At 36.5% G+C, this 25,130-nt stretch carries 20 protein-coding genes; all 20 read right to left on the reverse strand.

Annotated elements, in window-relative coordinates:
* Window positions 1-6: 6 nt before the first annotated feature.
* A complete protein-coding gene (locus VL047_RS06890; RefSeq protein WP_325359362.1) occupies window positions 7-1,902 on the reverse strand; it encodes a DCC1-like thiol-disulfide oxidoreductase family protein in 1,896 nt (631 codons plus the stop codon).
* A gap of 35 nt (window positions 1,903-1,937) precedes the next feature.
* Complete coding sequence (locus VL047_RS06895) at window positions 1,938-2,609, reverse strand: CatB-related O-acetyltransferase (protein ID WP_325359363.1); 672 nt, start codon at window positions 2,607-2,609, stop codon at window positions 1,938-1,940.
* A 25-nt stretch (window positions 2,610-2,634) separates the two neighbouring features.
* On the reverse strand, window positions 2,635-3,996 hold the full coding sequence (locus VL047_RS06900) for a hypothetical protein (RefSeq protein WP_325359364.1): 1,362 nt from the start codon (window positions 3,994-3,996) through the stop codon (window positions 2,635-2,637).
* A 1-nt stretch (window position 3,997) separates the two neighbouring features.
* Window positions 3,998-5,389 carry a lipopolysaccharide biosynthesis protein gene (locus VL047_RS06905; RefSeq protein ID WP_325359365.1) on the reverse strand — a complete coding sequence of 464 codons (1,392 nt, stop codon included), beginning with the start codon at window positions 5,387-5,389 and terminating at the stop codon, window positions 3,998-4,000.
* A gap of 1 nt (window position 5,390) precedes the next feature.
* Window positions 5,391-6,080 carry an acylneuraminate cytidylyltransferase family protein gene (locus VL047_RS06910; RefSeq protein WP_325359366.1) on the reverse strand — a complete coding sequence of 230 codons (690 nt, stop codon included), beginning with the start codon at window positions 6,078-6,080 and terminating at the stop codon, window positions 5,391-5,393.
* A gap of 31 nt (window positions 6,081-6,111) precedes the next feature.
* A complete protein-coding gene (locus VL047_RS06915; RefSeq protein WP_325359367.1) occupies window positions 6,112-7,161 on the reverse strand; it encodes a nucleotidyltransferase family protein in 1,050 nt (349 codons plus the stop codon).
* Complete coding sequence (gene neuC / locus VL047_RS06920) at window positions 7,158-8,258, reverse strand: UDP-N-acetylglucosamine 2-epimerase (protein ID WP_325359368.1); 1,101 nt, start codon at window positions 8,256-8,258, stop codon at window positions 7,158-7,160. Before neuC ends, VL047_RS06915 begins: the two co-directional genes overlap by 4 nt.
* Before the next feature lie 4 nt (window positions 8,259-8,262).
* Complete coding sequence (gene neuB / locus VL047_RS06925) at window positions 8,263-9,282, reverse strand: N-acetylneuraminate synthase (protein ID WP_325359369.1); 1,020 nt, start codon at window positions 9,280-9,282, stop codon at window positions 8,263-8,265.
* Window positions 9,279-9,899 (reverse strand): acetyltransferase, encoded by a 621-nt coding sequence (locus tag VL047_RS06930; protein WP_325359370.1) that lies wholly within the window; start codon window positions 9,897-9,899, stop codon window positions 9,279-9,281. Before VL047_RS06930 ends, neuB begins: the two co-directional genes overlap by 4 nt.
* A complete protein-coding gene (locus VL047_RS06935) occupies window positions 9,889-11,031 on the reverse strand; it encodes a LegC family aminotransferase (protein ID WP_325359371.1) in 1,143 nt (380 codons plus the stop codon). Before VL047_RS06935 ends, VL047_RS06930 begins: the two co-directional genes overlap by 11 nt.
* 1 nt (window position 11,032) lies before the next feature.
* Entirely contained in the window at window positions 11,033-12,220 is a 1,188-nt protein-coding gene (locus tag VL047_RS06940; RefSeq protein WP_325359372.1) for a UDP-N-acetylglucosamine 4,6-dehydratase, read from the reverse strand.
* A 10-nt stretch (window positions 12,221-12,230) separates the two neighbouring features.
* Window positions 12,231-13,622: a UDP-glucose 6-dehydrogenase gene (locus VL047_RS06945; RefSeq protein ID WP_325359373.1), complete on the reverse strand. Its 1,392-nt coding sequence runs from the start codon at window positions 13,620-13,622 to the stop codon at window positions 12,231-12,233.
* Between the two features lie 18 nt (window positions 13,623-13,640).
* Window positions 13,641-16,136, reverse strand: a complete 2,496-nt coding sequence (locus VL047_RS06950) for an SLBB domain-containing protein (RefSeq protein WP_325359374.1) — start codon at window positions 16,134-16,136, stop codon at window positions 13,641-13,643.
* 154 nt (window positions 16,137-16,290) lie between these two features.
* Window positions 16,291-17,178: a glycosyltransferase family 4 protein gene (locus tag VL047_RS06955; RefSeq protein WP_325359375.1), complete on the reverse strand. Its 888-nt coding sequence runs from the start codon at window positions 17,176-17,178 to the stop codon at window positions 16,291-16,293.
* Window positions 17,179-17,233: 55 nt separating this feature from the next.
* Entirely contained in the window at window positions 17,234-18,139 is a 906-nt protein-coding gene (locus VL047_RS06960; RefSeq protein WP_325359376.1) for an NAD-dependent epimerase/dehydratase family protein, read from the reverse strand.
* Window positions 18,136-19,302: a glycosyltransferase family 4 protein gene (locus VL047_RS06965; RefSeq protein WP_325359377.1), complete on the reverse strand. Its 1,167-nt coding sequence runs from the start codon at window positions 19,300-19,302 to the stop codon at window positions 18,136-18,138. Before VL047_RS06965 ends, VL047_RS06960 begins: the two co-directional genes overlap by 4 nt.
* 11 nt (window positions 19,303-19,313) lie before the next feature.
* A complete protein-coding gene (locus VL047_RS06970; RefSeq protein WP_325359378.1) occupies window positions 19,314-20,900 on the reverse strand; it encodes an alginate lyase family protein in 1,587 nt (528 codons plus the stop codon).
* Window positions 20,897-21,982 carry a non-hydrolyzing UDP-N-acetylglucosamine 2-epimerase gene (wecB, locus tag VL047_RS06975; RefSeq protein ID WP_325359379.1) on the reverse strand — a complete coding sequence of 362 codons (1,086 nt, stop codon included), beginning with the start codon at window positions 21,980-21,982 and terminating at the stop codon, window positions 20,897-20,899. The genes VL047_RS06970 and wecB overlap by 4 nt, the downstream gene beginning before the upstream one ends.
* Before the next feature lie 31 nt (window positions 21,983-22,013).
* Window positions 22,014-24,122 (reverse strand): bi-domain-containing oxidoreductase, encoded by a 2,109-nt coding sequence (locus VL047_RS06980; protein WP_325359380.1) that lies wholly within the window; start codon window positions 24,120-24,122, stop codon window positions 22,014-22,016.
* Window positions 24,097-25,086 (reverse strand): hypothetical protein, encoded by a 990-nt coding sequence (locus VL047_RS06985; protein ID WP_325359381.1) that lies wholly within the window; start codon window positions 25,084-25,086, stop codon window positions 24,097-24,099. The genes VL047_RS06980 and VL047_RS06985 overlap by 26 nt, the downstream gene beginning before the upstream one ends.
* Window positions 25,087-25,130: the final 44 nt, after the last annotated feature.

Here is a 25,130-nt window from a genome sequence, read left to right on the forward strand (position 1 = left end):
AATATTTTATAATTCTTCTATGTTTTTAATATCTGAAGAAAATTCTTTGTTCTTCCACTGAACAGTTCCGCCGTCTAACCAAGGGTTTGCCAGCTGTTTATGCAAGAAGTCATACTCCCATTCCGTGGGGTCTTCGTTTTTCTTGACCTTTATTAAAAATTCAGCATTGTCTAAGTTAATACCATTTTTATGTGCCCAGAAAGCCGTAAAATCACGAACGCTGTTTGCTAATATATCCTGATTAATAAGAGGCGAATTGGTTCTGAAAGTCCATTTGGCCCAATTAGGTCCAAATAAATAATTGCCCGGTGTTCCATCGGAATCAAAAATGGGTAACCAAACCTCATTTCCATTTGTTTCCTTATATACCACTGCAATGGTATGATTATACCCATTGAAATGATTATCCATAAAAAGAGCATGATGAGTAATCCCAAAAAACACTCTTGATTTTTTAGCAATTTCTCTTGCTATATCGTTACTAAATCTAACGACTTTCGTATTGGAGACTCCGATTTTCTTCTTAAATTGTTGGGTAAGAGTAGAGTTATAAGTAACAATAGCTTGCAATAGAATTAAGATTATCAAACCGATAAAAGCTCCTCGTGTTTTTAAATCTCTTAAAGTATAGTTTGTTAAGATCTTAAATTGAGCATCGCCAGCGGGTATTTCGGGCAATACATAGCCACAGTTATCTTCAGTACAACGTTCTGTGGTGCGGTTAGTAGCGATGTATTTATATATCCTTTTCCCCAAATGGTATATTCCTGGTATTCGCAAGAACCAAGATAGGGGCTTGAAGTACCAAATAGCATTGAAAACCTGAATATAGGTGTCAAGGCCAACGTAAACTTTGCCTTTATTATTTACAGAATGGATATCATCTAAGAGCTTATCCATCGGTATATTGGCTAAAGCTGAATGTTTCTTTGCATTTTCCTGTACGGTCAAAAACTCAATACGATTACCTGAATCAAAATGGTTTATGATTATGCGTGTTCGGTTACATAACGGGCATTCACCATCATAGTAAAATTGAAGTTTCTTTTTGGGCTCCTTATTTCTGTTAAAGATATTTTCCCAGAAACTAACAGGAATCATCAATAGGTAAATGGCTATTACTCCTAAGGCAAAAAAAGGAATTGGGAAACAAACTAAGATCCCTATATGAAGTCCAATTCCGATAATAAGCATGGGTACTCGCCATTTCTTTCGCCAAAACGTAAACAAAAAAATAGCTTCAAAAGCCAGTGTTAAATATCCTAAAGCAATAACAAGCACCTTAATATTGAGTAAAGGACTTATATCAACCAAAATAGCTTGAGGAAGAGATGATGGCAACCACATGCCCAAACCATTTAACCAAAGAGGAGATGTGAATTTAAAAAATACAGAATCAAAGTAAAAAAAACCTATCCCCAAAAGTACAGGAAGGTAATATGCCAATACAGAGACTGTTTGTGGCGGAATATATCGAAAACGTGTATTGGAGTACTTCAGTTTTAAAATTAAGCGATCCAGCGAAAATGTTGTGGATATTGGTAGAAATATAAACAAAAAGTTGATGATCAGATAGGAATAGAACATGTGATACTCAAAAGTGGTCGTTGTACCAATAACAGCAACTGATAAAATGTAATTTATAATGGCTGCTGTTCTGGTAAATAAGCCAAGGATTACAAATATCAGAGCACCCATCCAAAATAAAAGAACCGGCCACATTTCTATTTCGCCCGGAACTAAATAAGGAATTTTATCAAAGGTTAAATGCCTGAAATAGTAAAGCTGTATCACTTCTGCAAGAAGAACCAGCGCAAAGGCTATTCTGAATATGGCTAAACCTTTTGCGTCAATTTGCTTATCGTATAGTCGTCTAAAATTTTGGTATAATTTCTTGAACATAATTATCAATAACTAATGGTAAATATAAACAATGATCAATTATTGTATTTTATATTATTTAAGACATCCAGGTTATCTTTTAATTTATCGTCCTCCCACTCCCACCATTTAGTATCCAGCAAGGCTTCGATAACAGATTCTTCAAATCTGTATTTAATTACCTTGGCTGGTGAGCCAACGGCTATTGCATAGGGCGGAATATAACCACTAACGGTACTCCCTGCTCCAATAATAGCACCGGTAGATATATGAGCACCACTCAAAATAGCACAATTTACTCCTATCCAAACATCATGTTCAATTGTTATAGCTCCTTTTGAAACGACTTCATTTTTATAGCTTCCATTTTGTAAAAAATTTTGCTCCATAAAATAAGTACTGAATCTTTTGTAATCATGATTATATTCCTGAATTGTTACATTTCTTGCAATTGAGCAAAAATTACCAATAGAAACAGTATTTAATGCAGATCGTATAAAAATATTCGGTCCCCACAGTGAAGTATATTTGCCTATTTTAACATCTCCAATTATATCGGTGTACATGATCTTACACTTTTCACCAATATTTACAGTACCCCGTATATTACATCCCTTGACTATTGACCTAGGATCAATAACTACCCTTTTATCAATTTCATTTTGATCAAGAATTAACCTCTTTAAGTTTAGTTTCTTTAATGTATAAATAAGTATTTTTTTAAACATATTGTGCTTTATCTTGATACAACAGTTAAATATTATTTTCAATTGCTAGAATGCTTTCAAGTAAATCTTCAGTATTTTTTGTTAAAACTACTGAAGCATCCTTATTATCTACGTAATCTTTATAGATCTCTAAACCAACCTCATCAATAATTATATTTGGTGTATTTACAAGTACAGCTTCTATAATAGAACCGGAAAATTTTGATAGATGTACATAGCTTTTTTCTAATAGAACCGGAAGAGGATAATTAGTTGCTTTTGATATCTCAACTTTATCTTTACAGCCAATGCTTTCCAATTGACTTTCAATAATAGCCTGAGCATCTAACATTCGGGGGTGAAGTCTGATCCACCAGACAAATTCTTTTGGTGTTAATTTAATTGCTTCTAAGATATATTCTTCCAGTTCCTTTTCTTGTAAGGTGTATAAGATGATTTTCTGGTTTGAAAGATCCTCTTGACTAGAAAACTTCTTTAACTGGAATTCGACCCAGGGGTTTCCATAAACCTCCACATGGTGATAATTTTGGGAACCTAACCATGATTGTATATGTTTTGCGGATACCTCATCCCAGCACCAAAAGGTTTTGGGTATCATATTGGAGCCGCTATTAGGAAGATTAGTGAAGGTATACATGGAATGTAAACTACCTTGTCCGCCATGTTGAACATCGAAATTTTCAATCCCCATTGTATTGGCCATATAGTGCATGGCAAACATGCTATTATTGTAATAACATAAACCTATTATTTCTTTTGGCTGATACTTTTTAATCAGGAAAGATGAAATATCTACATATACCATTAAAGATTCTAATCTCACAGGTAGTCTTTTATAATAGGTATTTAGGTCTAAACCAGAGCGTTTTAGTATACAAGAATGAACTTCATCCCACTTAAAAAGGTTTAAATTTGCTTGGTTCTTGAACCTTCTAAATAGATTAAAGATTGTATACAGCTCACTTGCATATATTATTGATTTTTCATTCTTATAGTTCTTGTTTTTAAGAACAGGGCCATATTCATATTGAATATACTCTGTTTTATTTAAGTTCTGTATAGATGGGAAGAAATATCTGTTAATAAAATTTGATTCGAAATCAACTCGATGACCAGCTGATCCGCAGTAAAACGTAGTAACCTTTCCTTTCTTTCGGAACTTGACCTTCAGGAAATACAAAAAAGAATTACATATATTATAGATTCTGATGAGTGTGCTACTTGACTTAGATTCAGTTGACTGGTTGTTTTCTTTCTGATTAAAAAATATAAAGAAGATATCCCTTTTAATTACCGGCCATATCTCCATACCTCCATATCTCCAATCCCAAACAGGAAATGTTTTCTCTAAATAAGCCAATAGTAAAAGCACCTCTTTTCTTGTCATCCTATCGATATCTTTTTAATAAAATAACACTTAATAGTAATAATGCTACTGTTATTGCAATCTTGTATATATAGTTAACCTCAACAAAATAATAACTTATTACAGTCAACAAAATAGTTAAAAACAACCAAAGTAGCGGATAGTAATTAAGAGTTTCTGTTTCTTTGTAATCTTTCAGAAAATAGCCTGCATAACCCATATACATCAGCGCCGCAAAAGTTGTATAGGCTGCTACCTGATAGCCAAAGTATTTAATTAAAGCGAGATTCAAAAGTAGATTCATGAATCCGGCAATAAAGGTTACTTTTAATAAAACTTTTGTTTTCTCATGATAAAACAACCTGTTATTTGCTCCTAAATACATGGGCCTATAATTGTAAGCCATAATAATAATAATACCTAATGGATAGACTTGAGCCAGCTCTTCATTTTTAATTAGAAACATGAAGATCTCTTTAAGCCAGATTGACAAAATGAAAGTCATGCAAAGAAAAATGATTTGCAAAATAAAGATCAATTTTCTGGCAGCGTGTTCATCATTATCCTTATAAGTTTGGTATAGCATGGGACTAACTGCCTTTCCTGCAGCAACCCCAACTTTTTGAACAATATTGGCAACGGTATAGGCAGCATTATACTTTCCAATATCTCCTGTGTTAACTCCCACAATTTTCATGACTGCCCTATCGGATATATCTAACAGATAGGAAGAATAATAATGTGGAACTGTTGGAAGTGCAATTTTTAAAGAATTACGGATATACCGCCATTTAAAATTGAAAATGGGTTTAATTTCAAGTTTTTTATTCAACGGCCACCAATAGGATGCCTGAACAAGCATCGTTGATATACACCCGGACAAAAACCAACCCATATAGCCCAGTCTTAATACAGCAATAAAATATACGTTTAATACAATACCTAAAATACCTGCGATTACTGAACGGATTGCTATTTGGGTAGGTTGTTGTTTTAATTGATAATACATATTACCCAGCACCATAGTTGGTCCGAAGAAGACAACGGGCAATACATTCAACAGAATGATATAGAGAGCATTTTCACTTGCTTCAACCGGAATAAAGAAATATAAAAGGATGCCTAACAGTATCGCAAAAGGATAATTCCATAACATCAGGAAACCATAGATCTGCCTCCACCCCCATTTATACTGACCTGGATTCTTAAAAAAGCTATTTGAAAGTATGACGTTAAGTCCTAAATTCCCTAACACAGCTACACCTCCGGCAATGGCGGTAATGACTCCATATACACCAAAATCAATTTCGGTTAAATATTTCGTTATGATTGGCAGTGTAAAAATACTGACGATTCGAGGGATCTGAGGAGCTAACCCATATATTGCGGTATGTGAGAAAAGCTTCTTAAGCATTCTATGGGTGGGTTTTAGTCTTTAACAGGTACTCAGCATATTGGAAATCATCGATATCATCGATATCTACCGATTTGTTTTTAGGCATAATGTAAGCATAGGTTTTAGGTGTATAAAACTTGCGTTCCTCTAAAATTAATTTAGTTTTAACTACATAAATAGACCCGTTGGGAAAATAGGTTGATTGATACTCTTGTCTGTTAAATAAATCTTTACCGTCAAACAGATCGCTTATTGTACCATTCTCATCAATAAATTTATGCCAGAAAATAGGATGAGCTTCTTTTGTATAGCTGATTACGGAGTCTGCTTCTTTCGCTTGATAAAGTTTAATTGCTGACTGAATATCTCCCGACTCTCTTAATGGACTTGTTGGTTGTAAAAAAACAATTGCCTCGTATTCTTTTGAATAATGCTCTTTCAGATAATTTAAGGTATAGACGATAACATCCAACGATGATGATTTATCTCCGGCGAGGCTGTCTGGTCTTAATTCAGGAACCCAGGCACCAGCTGCTCTTGCAACATTAGCTATTTCTTCACTATCGGTTGAAACTAAAACATCTGTAATCTGAGGGCATTTTAAGGCTGCTTCAATTGCATAATTAATTAATGGCTTCCCTAATAAAGGTTTTATATTTTTATTTGGTAAGCCCTTTGAACCAGACCTTGCAGGAATTATTGCTAACATTAAAATAGATGGTTATTTTTAAAACAATAGATTAAAATTTTATGTGCTTAATGTCTTCTTGTGCCTTTTTAAAGTCCTCATGTTTACCGATATCCAACCAATATCCTGTAATGGGATAGGTTATTAGTTTCATATCTTTAGCTAACAACGTTTCCATCAACTCGGTTATATCAAAGAATTCACCTTTAGGAATCATTTCTAAAAGAGATTTCTTAATGAAATAGATACCGGCGTTTGAATAATAGGTATAGCGGGGTTTTTCTTTTAATGAGGTGGCTAAATTCTTGCCGTCAACTTCTAATACGGCATAAGGTACATCAACATGATAAGAGGTTGCAGCTACAGCCATATCAGCCCCTGAATTCTTAAAGGTGCTATAAAAATCGGCGAAATCAATGTTAGTCAGCAAATCACTGTTCATAACAAGGATATCATCGTGCTCAAAGTTATCAACCAAATGGATTGAGCCAATGGTACCCAAGGGTTTACTTTCACAAACATAGCTTATTCTAGCATTATTCCTTTCTCCATTTCCGAAATAGCTTTCTATTTGCTCGCCTAAATAGTTAATGCTTAAATTGATATTTTTGATTCCATACTGAACCAAACGATCGATATTGTACTCAATAATTGGTTTATCCCCTACTTTCAATAAAGGTTTTGGAGTATTTTCTGTTAAAGGCCTCAACCTCTTTCCTTGTCCGCCTGCCATTAAAACTCCATCTGCAGGAATAATTGTTTTTTGAATGCGGAAGTTAAGGACATCGATGATTACTTTATCTTCGTCGACAATAGGAATGATTTTGAAATGCTTATCCTTATAGCTTTCTAATACCTCCAAGGTATAATTTGTACGGGTTATATAAATGGGATTCTTTTGAATAAACTGAAGCAGGGAATCATCAAATCCGAGCCCCTTAATAAAGCCTCTTCTCAAATCTCCATCGGTCAGCGATCCTATTAAATGAAATTCACTATCCACAACAAATAAGATGGCATCTGAAGCTAATGCATCTAATTTACCTAGTGCATCTCGTACCGACTCATTTTGAGGAATTATATGTTTAATGAAATCACTCATTTGAAATTTTTTAACGTTTTTATAATGATATCTGCAGTGCCGACTTTCTTATAGATATTTTCACCGCTGTAGGTCGGTCGATTGATAACCGTTTGTACTGCTTCCTGAATCTTTAAGCTTTCAAAAGGACAGTTGATAATGTTCTGACTTTGGGCTCTTCCCTTTTGGCGGCTACCTACATTAATTACATATTTCCCGAAGGAAGCTGCTTCAATGATTCCGCTGGAGGTGTTACCCAATAGGAATTTACAGTATTGCATAGCCGCAAAATAGTTTAATTTACCAAAATTTTCTATCAGCTTTACCTGTTGAAGTCTTTTTTCATTTAACTCAAGCAACACTTTACGAAATACAGAACCAAAGGTATCGGCATTGGGCATGGTAATAACGAGCTGTATTTTTTCTGCTACCTGCAATAAGGCATTAAGCATCTCACGAGCATTCTCATAATTGCTTTCGGGAGAAACGGTTTCGGGATGAAAGGTTAACAAGGCAAAATCGCCATGGATTTGATATTTTTCACGAAAGTCCGTTTCGGAAGGGATTTCCATACTTTCCAGTTCGTCAATGGATAAGGAACCTGCTGTAACAATATTAGCTGCATTTCCTGTGAGGGATTCGATGCGTTTGGCAAAGTCATCGGTTGCAGGAAAATGCAATTGGGACGCCAATGAAATCTGATGGCGATAAATATTGTCTATGGCACCCAGGGTTGTTTCGCCACCATGTATATGTGCAAAACGAACACCAAAAGGAATACCTGCCTGTACGGCAGCAGCCATCTCAAAGCGATCTCCCAAACAAAGAACCCAGTCGTATGAGTGTTGATCCCAGAAGTCTGCGAATTTCAATACGGTTAGACCGAAAGAAGTGGCTATCGAAACTTCATCGTCATTTGTGAGCAAAGAAGTTATTTTATGAATACTATTAAAACCCGAATCTTTAATCTGATCAAGCGTATACCCGTGGAATTTAGAAAGATGAGTTCCAAAAGCAATGATTTCCAGTTCGAAAAAAGGATCTTCCTTAAGCCGATTTAATAAGGGTAAATAAATACCAAAATCTGCTCTTGAACTTGTTAATACGGCGACTCTCATAAATCTAATTTATAATTATTAAATCATCCGGGGAGAAATCACGTGTAGCTTTTTGTCCTATAATATGATCCCATAACATGGGAGAAATACCTGTACCTGGTCGCTTCACAGTTAAGTTCTCTTCAGAAAAAATATCTCCCTTGGCAATGCTTGTTTTTGCAGTAATACTTTTTCTGGCTATGGCAATGTTCTTAGTTTCTGACTCAGATGGTTCTTTCAATCCGGTTCCGGATATAGCGGCCTCGATGTTTCTAATGGCTGAAACCATGGCCTTTAATTCATTGGGTTCAAGAGAAGCCTTATGGTCAGGCCCTTCCATATTTTTATCAAGCGTAAAGTGCTTTTCAATCATGACGGCTCCCAAAGCGACTGCCGCAATGGGTACTTCAATACCCAAAGTATGATCGGAATAGCCAATGGGCGTTTTAAACTCTTCTTGAATTTGCAGCATCGCCTTTAAATTAACATCCTTCATGGGTGTAGGGTATTCGGTATTGCAGTGAAGAATGGTAATGTTTTCATTTAAGATTCCACTATCCAGGAATACGTTTAAAGCTTCACTGATCTCCACTAAGGTTGACATACCGGTAGATATGATGATCTTCTTGAAGAGCTTAGCTGCTTTTCTTAAATAAGGGAGATTAGTAATTTCACCTGAAGGGATCTTCACCATGTTCATGCCTAAGCTAAACAGGTAGTCTAATGAATCCAGATCAAAAGCTGTTGAAAAGAAATTGATGCCCTTTGAATTACAGTATTTAACTAATTGCTCGTGAGCTGATTCAGAAAGTTCAAGCTTTTGGAGCATCTCTAATTGAGATTCTGTATTGTTTTTTGTATTTTCTATTTGATAATCGGCCTTTTTGGCTTGAGTGGATACGAGTTTATTCGCTTTAAATGTCTGGAATTTAACGTAATCTACCCCAGCTTCAACTGCAGCATCAACCAGTTTAAAAGCATTCTCTATGCTTCCATTATGATTAACACCTGCTTCTGCAATAATAACTACCTTTTTATCTGTCATATGATCCTGCCTGGGTTACCGACAATGGTTTGATTATCGGCGATGTCTTTAATAATAACCGAACCAGCCCCTATAATAACATTTGTACCTATTCTCACACCTTGCTTAACTACGGCATTTGCGCCGATAAAGCTGTTATTTCCTATATGAACATTACCACTCAATACAGCTCCTGGAGCTATGTGAACACCGTTTCCCAATTTGCATTCGTGCTCAACAATGCATGAGCTATTCAATATACAAAAATTACCGATTTCAGCCAATGTATTTACAACGGCCTGCCTTGAAATAAAATTTCCGGTTCCAATGGTGATAGATTTTGAAATGGAAGCACTTGGGTGAATAACATTTATTAATTCGTTCCCATGATCGAGTATGTTAATACCCGCCCGGTTACGGATTTTATTATCTCCAATTCCTAAGATGAATTGATATTTCTCTTGCCAGCCACGAAAGTCAGAAGATTCTTCAAATCCTAAGTATGCTAATTGAAAAGGATTTCTATTCGTAATCTTTTTTTCACAATAATAACTTAAAGGTATCCCTGCGAATATAGCAGTTTCTGCAACTACTAAACCATGTCCGGAATATCCTATGATTGCTATTTTATCTGACACTGCTTGGAATGTTTACAATTCGATCTTCTAAAAACTGTGCATTCACTTGCTCATCACGCTGACAGGCAGCGTACATAGGCAAGCGAAACATTAATTGCCAAATAGGCCGGGACATTACTTTATTGGAATTCATTTCCTTTAAAAATTGCTCCCTTTCTTTTTTATCTTTCAACTCAACACACATTAACCAATAATTGGCTTCTGTGTTTGGCAGTTCGGTTCTAAATTGAATGCCCTTCTCGCTAAAGAACTTGTTATACATGCCTGCTAGTTCTCTCTTGTTTTTCAACATGCTGTCTAACTGCTCTAATTGAGCGCAAGCTAAGGCAGCATTTAAATTAGGCATCCGATAATTATATCCCAATTCATCATGAAAGAATTCATAGGGATGTGGTTTCTTTGCTGTGGTAGTCAGATACTTTCCTTTCTCACCTAAAGTTATATCGTTCGTAACAATTGCTCCTCCGCCACCACAAGTTACCGTTTTATTGCCATTAAAGGAAAAGGTACCAAACTTACCGAAGCTACCCGTATGTTTTCCTTTGTATTTGCTTCCCAAAGATTCAGCTGCATCTTCTACCAGAACAATATTCCATTGATTACAAACTTCAAGAAGTTCATCTAAATGCACGGGGAAGCCGAAAGTATGCATGGGTAGGCAAGCAGCTATTCTTCTTCCGCTTGTTTTATTATAGCATCCATCTTCACGAAGCTCGGCATGTTCTTCTAAAAAATCATTAAGAGCTTTGGGAGAAAGTCCCATAGTATCCAGGTCGACATCTACAAAAACAGGGATGGCTCCATTGTAAGCAATTGAGTTTGCAGTAGCAATGAAGGTTAAGGCTTGTGTAATAACCTCGTCGCCTGCATTGACACCTGCCAGGCGTAATGAAACCTGTATAGCTGCTGTACCATTGACCACAGCAACAGCTTTTTTTGTTCCGGTGATGCTTTCCATCATGTTTTCAAACTGATCTACATAGGCACCTACCGAGGAAACAAAGGTTGAATCGATCGTATCTATCAGGTATTTCTTTTCATTTCCCCTGAAACGTGGTTCATGTAAGGGGATGAACTCCTGGGTTTGAAAGGCATCTTGAATAAATGATATAATATCCTGAATGTGTTTCATCTTACATCTTAGAATCTAAATATTTACCGGTTTCTTTATGTCCGAAACCAGGGATCATGTAATAAAACAAATCAATAATATCCTTCTTGGTCCAAGACCTGTTTGCTTTCAACTCATTAATCTTTTCGGTGAATAAGTTTAACTTATCGTCCTCAAGTTTAAATTCATTTTTAATGATACCCAAGTTTTCAAACCGATCCATATCTAGGACTTCCTGATCTGTAAAGAACTCTTCGAAGTCCTTTTCTCCTGTTGTATCACTTGCTGTAAATAAACAAGGCCATTTTCCCTGTTGCGGTAAGGTAGCCATTAAAGACCGGGCCTCTTCTTCATCAGTGCACAGGTAAGGTTCGTAACCAAGGTTTTTGAGGTACTTAATTGCGATATCAGCAAAGGTGATTAAGTGAAGGTTTTCATTTAATTTAGGGAAAAACACATCTCTGTTTTCGCCTAATATACAAGACATTAAGCAAAGCTCGCCCGACTCTTTGGGTACAACGAAATAGCGTTTAATATCATTGGGTGCAACGAGGGGCTGGCGTTTTTGAATACGCTGATTAAAGCCATGGAGCAAAGATCCGTCTGAGAAGGCAACATTGGCAAAGCGGGCGGTAGATATGGTAATATCTTTGCTTCGCCGCATCAGAAACATCTCCATGATTCTTTTGGAAGCCCCCATCATATTTACGGGGTTTGCAGCTTTATCAGTAGAAACACAGAAGTATTTCTTTACGCCTTTATCTATTGACTGCTGTATGGTTTTATCGGTATTGAAGATATTTACCTCTATCATGCGCATTAAGGTAAAGGGATCTTTTTCGCTTCTTACATGTTTAAGTGCAGAAAGATTAAGGACATAATCGTATCGGCCATCGGCCTCTATAAAAGCATCGTATTCAACCGATCCTATATCGAGGGCGAAAGTTTGAAAATCACCATCAATATATCCAAAAGAACTTCGGATATCTCGTACCAGCTCAACCATGTTGTTTTCGCTGATATCAACTACGTGAAGCTTTTTGGGTTTTCTTTTAAATATTTCTTTGGTTACAGCCTGTCCGATTGAGCCTGCTCCACCAATGACCAGAAAACGCGAATTTGATATTTTATTCTTTAAATCATCTTCATGTTCTTTAATATCATGTTGAAAGAGCTCTTTGTCTCTCCCGATCAGATTCAGGATATTCATTGTTTTATAATTATTTTCCTATTGCAGTATATTTAAAACCGATTGCTGATAATTGATCTGCATTTAAAATGCTTCTTCCATCAAATACAAAAGCCGGTTTAATGACAGAGTCGTAAATTTTTTTCCAATCGTAGGTTTTAAACTCATCCCATTCAGTTAACACAGCAATAGCATGGGCAGATTTACAGGCTTCGTATGGATCGTTAACTACTTTAACATACTTTCTGTTTTCCTCCGGAGAGCGTGAATTCAAATAATCTAAGTCGGCATAGATTTGTTCTGCTGTAACTTTCGGGTCATATACCGTAATTTCTGCTTGCTCATGCAATAAAGAATCGGCTACATAAATAGCAGCAGACTCACGCGTATCGTTGGTATCTTTTTTAAATGCCCAACCTAAAAACGCTATTTTCTTACCGGAAACCGTATTGTATAAAGTACTTACAATATTATCAGCAAATCGGCTTTTTTGATGGTCGTTCATAATGATAACCTGTTCCCAATAATCAGCTACTTCATTTAAATCGTAGGTTTTTGCAATGTAAACCAGGTTTAAAATGTCTTTCTGAAAGCATGAACCTCCAAAACCAACAGAAGCTTTCAAGAATTTAGGGCCGATACGGCTATCCATTCCTATCGCCCTTGAGACTTCATCAACATCGGCACCGGTTACTTCACAAAGCTCGGAAATGGCATTGATGGAAGAAACACGCTGTGCCAGGAAAGCATTGGCAGTAAGTTTGGACAATTCTGATGACCAGACATTGGTTGTCAATATTCTTTCTAAGGGTACCCAACGTGCATAAACATCAACCAAAGCCTGAATGGCTTCTTTTCCTTCCTCGCTTTGTTCACCACCGATTAAAACGCGGTCCGGACTTAATAGATCCTGAACGGCGGTTCCTTCTGCTAAAAACTCAGGATTAGACAAGATTTGGAATTTCACCCCATTGCCTGTATGATCCAGGATTGCTTTTAAGGCTTGTGCCGTGCGAACAGGCAAGGTTGATTTCTCTACTACAATTTTATCGGAAGTGGCTACACGGGCAATTTGGCGGGCACATAATTCAATATACTTTAAATCGGCTGCCATCCCGCGGCCTTTACCATAGGTTTTGGTAGGAGTATTAACCGAGATAAAGATCATATCTGCTTCATCAATGGCTTTATCTACATCGGTACTGAAAAAGAGATTTTTGTTTCTTGCATTTTCTACGAGCTGAGACAGGCCGGGCTCATAGATAGGAATATTATTAACATCAGAGTCATTCCAGGCATCGATACGTGCTTGATTTAAATCTACAACGGTTACCTTAACATCCGGATTTTTGTTTGCAATTACAGTCATGGTTGGGCCGCCAACATAGCCGGCGCCAATACAACATATATTCTTTATGGTCATTTTATTTGGTGATATTATTTATTTGCTGCTGTTTATAATTGAGAAAATAACGGCGGCCATGGATGCTATGGTTGAACCAATTCCTACCCACGCCTGCGGACTGATTGATTGTCTTTCCCGGTATTCCTTCTTTGGTACAAAAACCTCTGCACCGGGCTCTATTTGAGGATAGCTACGAATTCCAAGAAAATTCTTGGTACTCTTAACTGACCCATTTGCATATACCACATAAGAACGTTTCTTTAAGGCTTGCTCTGTAAATCCACCTGCTTGTGAAATATAATATTTTAGGCCCCTACCATCTACATAAACAGCTGTTACCGGAGATAATACTTCTCCCCCGATTTTAACAGTCTGTAATTCCTTCGGTATAAAGATCACATCTCCATCTCGTAATAACAGGTTTTGCCTATCTTCCGGATTTTTAAGGATTCTTTCAAAGTTGATACCTACGTAATCATTATTTATTTTCTGCTGAAGCTCTACTTGAGATACATTTTCATTCTGATCTTGTAAAGCTGTGATGGTTTCAAGGGTTTGTTGATTATCCTCTTTTTCCATTTCAAGGGCTATCTGATCATCCCGGGTTGCTGCGGCTTGCAAAGCTACGGTGCCCGTTCTTTTAAGTGATGCGCCAGGAATATAAGCAAAAGGTGTAAAACCACCTGCCCTTCTTATAATATCTGTAATACGTTCGTCTTTATTGCTAATGGCATAATTTCCGGGATAAAGAACCTCGCCTTCGATGCGGACAGTCTTCTGTGTTTCATAACCGGGTGCCGTTCTCACGAAGACCATATCAAATGGTTGAAGAACAAAATCGGCATCTTTACCGGAGAAATTTTTATTTAAATCCACTTGAAATATCTCTGCCAGATTACCATCTTTTGATTCAACATCCACATCAGCCATTCTTCTGGATACTTCTATACGTAAAGGAGTAGCACTTTCCTTAAACCCTCCTGCTTCCAGAATCAAATCCTTGATGGTTCTGCCTTCGGCAAATGCATAGGTACCGGGATTACGTACTTCCCCATCGATCTTTAGAGAATAAGCATCTTTAAGATCGAAAATAGAAGAAATGAAAACCCGATCATCCTTTTTCAACTCAATATCCGGATCGGTTCCAGCTAAGATATTAGCAACATTAAACGTTACTTGCTCTGTTTGCAGATCGGGTTTTAATCTGGTAATATACCCAAGATTCAGAAAAGCATCTTCTTTCACTCCATCCGCCTTTTTAATTAACATAGAGAGTGTTAAACCCGGGCTTAGTTCATAATTTCCCGGACGGAAAACAGCACCACTGATGCTTACTCTATTTTCAAAGCGTTCTAATATTCTAGTGATGGTAAAGGTATCGCCGCTTTGAGGCTCATATTGACTAAACTGACTGGAAAGTAAGTCTTCAATGCGTCTTTCTTTATCGGTGTTTTTTAATACCTGAATACGATCCTGGTAGGCATATTCTGTAAAACCACCTGCATATTTTAACAGGTCATTGAAGGTTTCTCCATCCTTTAATTCGAAGAGAGCAGGTCGCTTAACCTGTCCTATCATTTCAACTCTTTTAGAATAAGGAGGTACAAAAATGACATCCTGATCCTGAAGGGTAATGTTATTTGTCAGGCTGCCATCAACTAAGAAATCATATACATCAAGAGTTGATACTACCTGTCCGTTACGAATGATACGAATATCACGCATGGTTCCATTTAAGGTCGGTCCTCCTGAAGCATAAAGTGCATTGAAAGCGGATGCTACCGATGGTAAGGTATACGTACCCGGTTTAACGACTTCACCGGTAAGAATTACTTTAATGCTCCGAATATTACTGATTGTGATATTCACATTGGTAGTACCGTCGCTAATTCCTGAATAGATACCTGATAAGCTGTTTCTTATTCTTGTACTGGCATTTTCTATGGTAGAACCCGCAACAGAAACGATTCCTACATTAGGAATATTGATATTTCCTTCCGGGCTTACGGTCAACTTATAGCTTGCTTCTGAATAACCATAAATCTCAACCATTATTTCATCTCCCGTACCAATTACATAGTTTTTTGGGGTGGCTAAATTAAGGTTGGGTTCAAATTGAGGATTAGCATTTTGGAAAAGAGAGGCGCCAAAAACCTTCGAGCGTAATTCATCCAATGCTTTATCTACCTCGGTTCTCACATCTTGATTTGTCATCTGTGTTCCTAAGGTAGTATCTTGTCGGTTAGCTGTCTGAGTAGTTGGTTTGCCTGGTGCTGGAGAGGTTTTTAACTTATCTGCTCGTAAGCGAAGTTTTGAGATTTCACTGGACGACATTCCCCTAGCGGCAGCCACTTGTTCTAATTGTGCATCGGAGAGACCAGATGCTTCTACCTGGTTTACAAAATTCCGAACCTGTGCATCGGAGAGTTCATCTACACGGATATTAGACATATCCTGAGCGTAGGAATTTTGTATGCCTGAAGCTATGAAAATAAACAATAATAGACTTAGTAATCGAAGTATTTTCCGCATATAAAGAAATCTTAATTTAGTAAACTCAATTATTTAAATAATATAACTGAATTTATATTAATAAAGTGTGTAACGAGAGCAAAGAAACGTTTTTTTTTTGTATTATCATATAACAACATACAAAGGAAAGCGTGCAATTTGCTTTAATTTTCATTTATTTTTGCATTAATTTTGGCTTTAGGAAGACATATATAATAACCAAAAAGAGTGGTGCTAAAAGAAAGGTAAGTATTGGATCAAGCCTTGATTGTATAACAAAAATACAAATCAGGATTTGGATGGTGGCATAGATCAAGGTGACTACACGATGGGGTAATTTCTGATCATTTGCCAGGATTTGATAAAAATGAAGACGGTGAGCTTCGAAGATATTTTCTCTCAACATTAATCTATGAATGATTGTTAAAACGGTATCGACCCCATAAACCGTTAAAAATAAAATATAGAGCCAGTTGTTGCTTTTCAATATAAGATCTAAAAGAAGGAAAACAATCCAACAGGCAAGGCTGATACTTCCTACATCACCCGCGAAAACCAAGGCCTTTTTTCGGAAATTAAAATATAAGAAAACAACACAGGCTAGCATTGGAAACCAGATGAGGTCAGCTTCTACAAAGGGAAATTCATAGGTATTTACATACTGAAGAGCACCAAGGATAACCAGACTATATAAACCCGTAATACCATTTATGCCATCCATAAAATTATACGCATTGATAATACCCACTACTAAAATATACAAGGCAATAATCGCCCATATCAGAAGATCGGTAAATACTTGGTCGTAAACAAAGATTAAGGTTACGGCTAGTAGATGAAAGAAGAAGCGCAACAAGCTGGAGATATTCATATTATCATCCAGAAAGCTAATGATACCAATGATCAGAACTGCAGATACAGGGAGCCAGAAGCCAGGGTGATAAAAACCTGCAAAAAGAATAGCTAAAACAAACACAATACCCCCACCGCGAATGGTCACTGTAGTATGAGAACTACGACTATTGGGCTGATCAAAGATCAAATACTTATTTGCCAATTTCATGTAGAGAAACATGCATGCAAAAAGTAATATTAAGATGAAAATATAGATCATTACATTAAGAATTTGAAAAGCTTTTAATGGTGATGGTTAATCCTTCACGTACGTTTACAGGAAGTGCTATTATGGCTAATGCTGCTTTGATCTTTTCATTGCTTACCTCATAGCTTTCTGTAAGCTTCTTTAGTCGCTCAGAATTTAATGGTAAATGAATTTTATCACCGACCTTGGCTAATTTTGTAATCAGATCGGAAGATAAAGTCCATATTTTGGCTTTTGTTTTTGAAGCCTCAGCAATTATTCGGATTACTTCTATTGTAGACAATGCTTCATCGTCTGCTAAATTATATACTCCACCAGGAATGGACTGATTGGTTAGGATGCGATTCAGGATAAACAAGAGGTTTTCAATGGATAGAAAGGAGCGTCTATTGTGAAATGCACCCAAGGGATAGGGAATTCCAAATTTTACTACTTTATACAAAAGATTAAGGTTTCCTTTATTACCCGGACCATGAATCATGCAGGGCCGTAAAATAAATAGGCGTTTCCCTTCCGGAAGTTCTTTGCTTAATAAATACTCTTCTGCTTTTAATTTTGATTGTCCGTAAGCTGTTTTTGGCTGAGGATTACTTTCTTCAGTTAATTTCCCTTCTACCGTATCTGCAACAGCTTTCACGCTGCTGAAGTAAATGAAATCCTGGATGTTGCTATCCAAAAAGCGATCAAATAGTTCTTTTGTAAGACCGTAATTGATATCGAAATACTCTTGAGGCTTACTTGTATTCCCAGTGTCGTGTGCTTTACCAGCAAGGTGTATAACTGCGTCTGCTGAAGGCAGGTTACCAGCTAAGGGTTCGCGTAAGTTTAGGGGTTGAATGGTACCTAAAGTAGTCTCTTGAAAATATTGAATAAGATTTTGACCTACAAAGCCGGTGGAACCACTGAGAAGAATATGCTTCATAAGTATTGACGGATAGATTTAGCCATTTCCTGGTTGATATTCTCTCTTTTAAATTTACGAATAAATTCAGTTCTCTCTTCGTTATGATATGTATAATTATTTAATTGCGATACCATATCATCAACATCTCCGGGAAGGAAGAGAATGACATTCGAGAGATTTTCCTTTATAAAATTATTTGCAAAGCCAGCAACGCCTGCAATAACAGGTTTATCATACGCTCCTAATTCAAACACTTTAGAAGGAAGCACTTTTTTAAAGGCATCATAATCATTGAGGTGAATGAATAAGAAATCTGAGTTTTTATAGATTTCTAATAGCTCATTTCTTTTAACAGGTTTCTTTATTTCTACATTACTTACTTTTAATGCAGCTAGCTCATCTAATAGAGCCTGTTTGGCTCCTCCATCTCCTATTATTAAGAATTGATACTTCTCACCTAATTTCTTAGCAGCCAATGGAACGATTTTACTTAGGCCCTGGCCCTCGCCGATATTGCCTGCATAGGTAATGGTTTTAACCGGACTTAATGATTTATCTGAGGGTGGCAGATTTAAAAACACATCATCAATGCCATTGGGATACGCGGAATAGTTTGGCTTCTTAAACTTCGCAAAGTACCCTTTAAAACCTCCGGATATTAAATTGATATGTGTTGCATAGTTAAATACTTTCTGTTCAATACCATTTAGTACTGGTAATACTCCACCCTTTAAAAAAGGATTTTTCAATACATCTTTTAGCGTGTCAGTAAAGATATCTCGTATATCCAGGTATAATTTAACCTTTAATTTCCGGGCAATGGAGTATCCTAAATACGCTGTAAATAAACGAGAGGAAGAAGCCACCACCAAATCATATTTCTTTCCTTTAATTAATCTCTTAGTTTCTTTAAAATAGGTTCTAAAGGATAGGACCTGATCTTTCATTCCGCTTTGATGCTTTGGAATGGCGATGCGATAAATAGTATAATTGCCTCTGTTTTCAAGTTCCGGAGCATCTGCTTCAAAGGTACTATAGCGGTTGGGTAAAGTAGTAACTACATCAATTTCTGCTTCTCCATCTACCTGTTTGGCTAATTCTTTAACAAGTGGTGAATTGCGAAAAGAGCCGGCGCATAAATCAGGTTCAAAATAAAAAGTAAGGTATAATATCTTCTTCAAATCACTAATCTTTAATCTACAAATGTAATCGTAGTTTCTAGAACTTCCTCAAAGACAACCACAATTTTCTTTGCTTGCCGGTAGTTATTATACCCGTTTGCCATATTATAGTTTTGTAAATCTATCGAAAGTGCACCTTCAAAACGAATGAAAGCTTTATCTAATATGATTAACGTTGGTTCATTATTACTTTCTTCTATCTCAATGTTAGGATGGAAGTGTAAATGAAATTCTTTTACTTTAGCCTTATCGCCCACCGCTTCATCAACGATAACGAGCTGTTTATCTTTAAACTCAAAGCTTCGTTTATGGTTAATTCCAAACTTATTATAGCCGTTATGTTCAGCAGAGAACCGATCACTTCCATCCTGGCTAATCTGAACTATAGCACGTTGGGCCACACGAAAACCACTCCATACTTGCGATTGATTTGTATTGTTGACAACGACTGTATTATGAGAGGAAGTAGACCGTTCCCTTGATCGTATCTTCCCTATTTCATAAGTGGAAGTTCCTGCTTCAACAAAGAGGGGTTGATTTTTGTAGAACAAAATGAATGATAGGGCATCTGCATGAGCATGTCCGGGTTGATAGGAAGGCCCCACTTGGCCAGCATCTACTTTACATTCGTAATTTCCTCTGTTGAAGCTACGATAGCCTGCTTCTCCTAAAGGTAAATCGATCTTGGCAAGATCTAGTTCGTCAGCATAATTTAACAGCCAATTTGTAGAATAGGCGATTCCCTCAGCACTGTCGTTAAAATGAGGGATCTCTCCACTCTTAAAACTTATTTTTTCAAGCCAAGCACGCATTTTCTCAGCTTTATGTATTAAGAAATTGTAGAAAGAGTCTTCCTTTTCCTTCCAGCCAGAATACCAGTCAATGAGTTCTAGAAGTCGAAAAAATATAATTTGGTGATACATTGGGCTTAATTCAAAATGAGCACCGTCTGAAAGTATCTGTTCGTTTAGTTCTGTTTCTAGTATTTCTCGTCCCTGTGACAGCCATGTTTTATTTGAGAAAAACGCACCTCCCATAATCAAAGCAAAACCATTCTCCATTAAGTGGTTTCCTAATATGTGATATTCTGGTCTTTTAGACAGGAAATCTAATTCAGCATAAATAAATGAATATAAAGCTTCTTCATTCAAATGATTGTGAGAAATAAAACGGATACTGTTGATAATTCGCAAAGAGGCTGGATAGGGCTCCAATGGCAATATCCCTTGGTCTAATTTCTGATAAAGGGATAGGATTAGTTCCTTTTTTGTATTAACCGATAAGTTCTCTTGCAATAAATAGTTTGCATATTGAAGATTATAATTCCACAACTTGCCATTCTCTTCATAATTCCAATCTATCCCGGATGTAAATTTAACTTTGAGATTCAAAAATTCAAATTCATTTTCAGCTAAACAAGAAATCAGTACGGGAGGTAGTTTCTTGAAAGATAAATAACACAGCTCACTTTCTGAATATGCTTTATTATAATCTGTTAATGTACCTGCTTTCCTCAATCTATACTTTAATTGATAAAATATTTGAATGGGCTTCAGGTATTTTACGGTATTGAATAGTAGTTTAATTTTTTCGATCATAGTTTTAACAATGCAGCAATAATTCGTTCTGCAGTTTTACCGTCCCATAATTCTGGGATCACTCCTTTTTTCCACTCTCCTGCTAATAACTTTTCGAACGCAGGAGGGATTGCTTTTGGATTTGTTCCTAGTAATTCATTGGTTCCTAAGGTGATGGTTTCAGGACGTTCCGTATTATCACGTAAGGTCATACATGGAATACCCATTACGGTTGTTTCCTCGGTAATTCCTCCTGAATCAGTAACAACAGCTCGCGCATTTTTAACCAAATAATTGAATTCCAGATAGCTTAATGGGTCAATTAGATATAAATTCGGTGCTTCTATACCAATATTCCGAAGTATTTTTGCCGTACGCGGGTGCACTGGAAAAACTAAGGGCAGGCCTTTTGAAGATTCAACTATCGTATTAATTAAGTCTTTCAATTGTGATTCTTGATCTACATTGGCCGGGCGATGCAAGGTCATTACAATATACTCTCTTTCCTTTAAGTTTAGCTCAGTCCAGATTTCAGGTTGCCTGAAACGACTCATTTGCTTAAGCAGGGTATCAATCATCGTATTTCCAACAAAGAAAATACGCTCCTCTTCTACCCCAATTTTCCTCAAATTTTCATTTGCAATTTCAGAAGTAGTGAAAAAGTAATTGGTGATACTATCGGTTACCAAACGATTGATTTCTTCGGGCATTGACCAATCTCCGGATCTTATTCCTGCTTCTACATGGGCCACTTTTACATTCATTTTCTGTGCCGTAATAGCACATGCCATTGTTGAAGTAACATCTCCTACTACAAGTACCAGATCAGTTGGATTTTCCTGGAGTTCTTTTTCAAAGCGAATCATAATTGCACCTGTTTGCTCTGCCTGTGTTCCTCCTCCTGCTTCTAAATTAGCATGCGGTTCCGGAATTTCTAATTGTTCAAAAAAGTCTCCCGACATTTTCTTATCATAGTGTTGACCAGTATGGATTAATCGAAAATCTATATTATTCCCCTCTGCTTTGGATTTCTGAATTGCATGGATTATTGGTGCAATTTTCATAAAATTCGGACGTGCGCCGGCTATGATTGTGACTAACATATTTTCTAGTTTATCGATGATAAATAAGTATCTACAAAGTAATCCACTTTCGTTCTTTCAAACTTTCAATGGCTGCAAAGCTTGCTTTTGTTGTATTGATAATTTCATCAAAGGGGATTAAGGCATCTCCTCCATTGATTGTTCGTTCGACCAATAGTTTAAACTGTTCTTTATGGCCTTTATCAAGCCTGGTTTTCAATTTAGAGAAACCTTTAAAGCCATAGCCTGTTGTTACTCTGAAATTATCCATAATGGCAATTCTTTCCTGAGAGTAAACCTCTACTCTTTCTTTTGAATATGCTTTTGATCCATTTGAAAAATAGTTAATTACACCTGTACTGCCGTTTTCATATTCTAAAAGAATGGATGCATTATCTGTATTCTCCTGAGGATTAAGGCCCATCGCATTCATACATACAGCTTTTACTTTACTCCCGGTAAGAAAGGTAATTAAATCTATAAAGTGACAGGCTTCACCGATGATGCGGCCACCTCCTATCTTCATATCATGAACCCACACGTTTGCAGGAATATGACCGGCATTCATAGTGGCGATTACATTCATTGGTGTATTACCTACCAGTTGCTTTATCTTTTGAATATGTGGAGAGAACCTTCTGTTAAAACCAACTGTTAATGTTTTTGAGCCATTGTATGCCTGAATGATTTCTTCAAGCTCACTTTCATTTAAAGCTAGTGGTTTTTCAACAAACACATTCTTTCCTTTCAGCAAACCTTCCGACACCATATTTGCATGCTGATTATGGCGTGTAGTAATTAGTATTAAATCAACAGCATCATCTTTTAGTATTTCTTGAAAATCGGTTGTACTTTTCGCAATACCATACTTTTTTGCCAGCGAAGTACCTGTAAGCCCACCGGCACTGGCTATAGATACTAAGTTAGCATTGGCAGCCTTTAAAACAGGCAACATAGTCATCTTTGTAAAGTTGCCTGCTCCTATTATCCCTATTCCACCTTTTCCTTTTTCAAAATTAGTTGTATTAACTAAAATTGTATTTGATGAATCACTTTCAATAGGGTATTCTAAAATAGAAGCAATTGAACTTTGGTTGCTAATATTAGCATAGATATCTTTATAATCACTTAAAGCTGTCCGTTCTGTAATGAGCGATTTGACTTCAAGCTTACCGGAAGAGATAGCTTGCAATACAGCCTCAAAATTTCTTTTTTCTGTCCAGCGTACATAAGGAAGCGGATAGTCATTTCCCTTTCTCTCATAATCTTCATCGTAACGTCCCGGGCCATAAGAACAAGATACTTGAAAAGAGAGTTCTTTCTCATAAAAATCTGCTCGGCTTATATCTAAGCCGATGACACCCACCAAAACAATTCTCCCTCTTTTTCTGCTCATTTGAGCAGCTTGAGATATAATTTCATTATTCTTGGCGGAAGCAGTAATGATTACACCATCGGCCCCTGTATTATTTGTTAATCCGAGGACGGTTTTTATAACATCTTCTCCTTCTCTGGGATTGATGCCAATGATACCTTTTGCCCTGGCTAATTCAAGCTTTCGGGAGTCAAGATCAACTCCAATAACCCGGCAACCATTGGCAGCTAAAAGTTCGGCAGTTAACAGCCCGATTAATCCCAATCCAATTACAACGATCGTTTCGCCGAATGTAGGATTACATAAACGGATACCTTGCAAACCGATTGAACCTACTACAGTAAAAGCAGCCTCTTCATCAGATACATTTTCGGGAATATACGCAACCAGGTTTTTAGGTATATTAACATATTCAGCATGCGCACCATTGGAAGCTACACGATCGCCTACATTAAATTCGCTTACGCCTGTACCTACTGCAACAACTCTACCTACATTGCAATAGCCTAAAGGCAGCGGCTCACCTAATTTATTAAAAACAGCCTCAAGGGTTGGCATTAAGCCTTCGGTTTTAATTTTATCTAATACTTGTTTTACTTTATCGGGTTGTTGACGAGCCTTGGAAATCAGGTTTGATTTACCAAATTCAACAAGCATACGTTCTGTTCCTAATGATACCAGACTTCTGGTTGTTTTAATTAAAACACAACCGTTGGAAACTTGTGGGGTCGGAATATCTTCTAATATAGTCTCTCCTGTTTTAAAGGACTGTATGATTTGCTTCATTAATAATTTTATTATACAATTTAATTAGCTCTACGGAGCCGTCAAGTTTACTTTTATCTATTAAAGGTGGTTCAATATTCTTGAACAGGATACTATAATCTCCTCTTTTGTATGTTATTACACTTTGATTTCTACTTACTACATTGGTTGCGAAGGTAAGCTTGTTATAATAAAGTGATTCTTTTATGGATAAAGAATCACCATCAGTTGATGTGTTACGAATACTGGCATCACTCAATTTTAGTACTTCGCAGAAAGAATGGGGGAAATTTAGAATTAAAATGTTCTGATTTACAGAGATCTTATTTTCAATACAATATTCATAGTAATCTCCCGATGGATCGGATATAATTAATGAAAAATCAGCTGTATTGTTGAATACCTCGATTAAATCTAAGATGCCGTATATTTCTGTGTTGTTTTTATCGTATTTAATTCCATAGGCATTGGTAGCAAAGACTTTAGAATAACGTGACCTCAGTTTATTTATCTTATTTATAATTTCCTCTGTAATCGGCTTTTCATTTATCGGAGGAATAAAAGACGAAATTTGCTGTGAATTTTTATTATGATTTAATGCAATCTTAAAGCTATTTTCATTTAAAACAATAGGGTATTTACTTAATCTGACTGATAAAAGGAGAAGTCTATTTTTGAATCCGGCATACCTACTTAAATCGCAATGATAGGTAATAATTGAATTCTTGCCAGACAACTTACTTATAAGACTGAATAGAAATTGTATATATACATTGGATGCGTGCAAATGGAAGAATTTATATTTGAATAGAGTAAGGATGATTTTAGATAAATTAGAGAGTTCCAATCTCATAAATTTATATTCAAACCCCTTGTTCTTTAGTGTATCAAGCAACCTTTGAACATGTATGGTTACTCCCCCGATAGGAGGTGGAATTTTGCCAATAATTAAGCAATCATATTTTCTGTATTCGGATTCTTCCATAATAATAAAGCAAATCTAAGCCCTACTAATGCAATAAACTCAAT

It is taken from the genome of Albibacterium sp. (assembly GCF_035514885.1).
Taxonomy (GTDB): domain Bacteria; phylum Bacteroidota; class Bacteroidia; order Sphingobacteriales; family Sphingobacteriaceae; genus Albibacterium.

Bases quoted from the DNA above. Each gene is read 5' to 3' on its own strand.
- VL047_RS06890 (WP_325359362.1), bottom strand. From the start codon at position 1,902: ATGTTCAAGAAATTATACCAAAATTTTAGACGACTATACGATAAGCAA.
- VL047_RS06900 (WP_325359364.1), bottom strand. From the start codon at position 3,996: ATGACAAGAAAAGAGGTGCTTTTACTATTGGCTTATTTAGAGAAAACA.
- neuC (WP_325359368.1), bottom strand. From the start codon at position 8,258: ATGAGAGTCGCCGTATTAACAAGTTCAAGAGCAGATTTTGGTATTTAT.
- VL047_RS06910 (WP_325359366.1), bottom strand. From the start codon at position 6,080: ATGTTAGCAATAATTCCTGCAAGGTCTGGTTCAAAGGGCTTACCAAAT.
- VL047_RS06935 (WP_325359371.1), bottom strand. From the start codon at position 11,031: ATGAAACACATTCAGGATATTATATCATTTATTCAAGATGCCTTTCAA.
- wecB (WP_325359379.1), bottom strand. From the start codon at position 21,982: ATGTTAGTCACAATCATAGCCGGCGCACGTCCGAATTTTATGAAAATT.
- VL047_RS06980 (WP_325359380.1), bottom strand. From the start codon at position 24,122: ATGAAGCAAATCATACAGTCCTTTAAAACAGGAGAGACTATATTAGAA.
- VL047_RS06950 (WP_325359374.1), bottom strand. From the start codon at position 16,136: ATGCGGAAAATACTTCGATTACTAAGTCTATTATTGTTTATTTTCATA.
- neuB (WP_325359369.1), bottom strand. From the start codon at position 9,282: ATGACAGATAAAAAGGTAGTTATTATTGCAGAAGCAGGTGTTAATCAT.
- VL047_RS06940 (WP_325359372.1), bottom strand. From the start codon at position 12,220: ATGAATATCCTGAATCTGATCGGGAGAGACAAAGAGCTCTTTCAACAT.
- VL047_RS06895 (WP_325359363.1), bottom strand. From the start codon at position 2,609: ATGTTTAAAAAAATACTTATTTATACATTAAAGAAACTAAACTTAAAG.
- VL047_RS06915 (WP_325359367.1), bottom strand. From the start codon at position 7,161: ATGAGTGATTTCATTAAACATATAATTCCTCAAAATGAGTCGGTACGA.
- VL047_RS06905 (WP_325359365.1), bottom strand. From the start codon at position 5,389: ATGCTTAAGAAGCTTTTCTCACATACCGCAATATATGGGTTAGCTCCT.
- VL047_RS06985 (WP_325359381.1), bottom strand. From the start codon at position 25,086: ATGGAAGAATCCGAATACAGAAAATATGATTGCTTAATTATTGGCAAA.
- VL047_RS06960 (WP_325359376.1), bottom strand. From the start codon at position 18,139: ATGAAGCATATTCTTCTCAGTGGTTCCACCGGCTTTGTAGGTCAAAAT.
- VL047_RS06970 (WP_325359378.1), bottom strand. From the start codon at position 20,900: ATGATCGAAAAAATTAAACTACTATTCAATACCGTAAAATACCTGAAG.
- VL047_RS06955 (WP_325359375.1), bottom strand. From the start codon at position 17,178: ATGAAATTGGCAAATAAGTATTTGATCTTTGATCAGCCCAATAGTCGT.
- VL047_RS06945 (WP_325359373.1), bottom strand. From the start codon at position 13,622: ATGACCATAAAGAATATATGTTGTATTGGCGCCGGCTATGTTGGCGGC.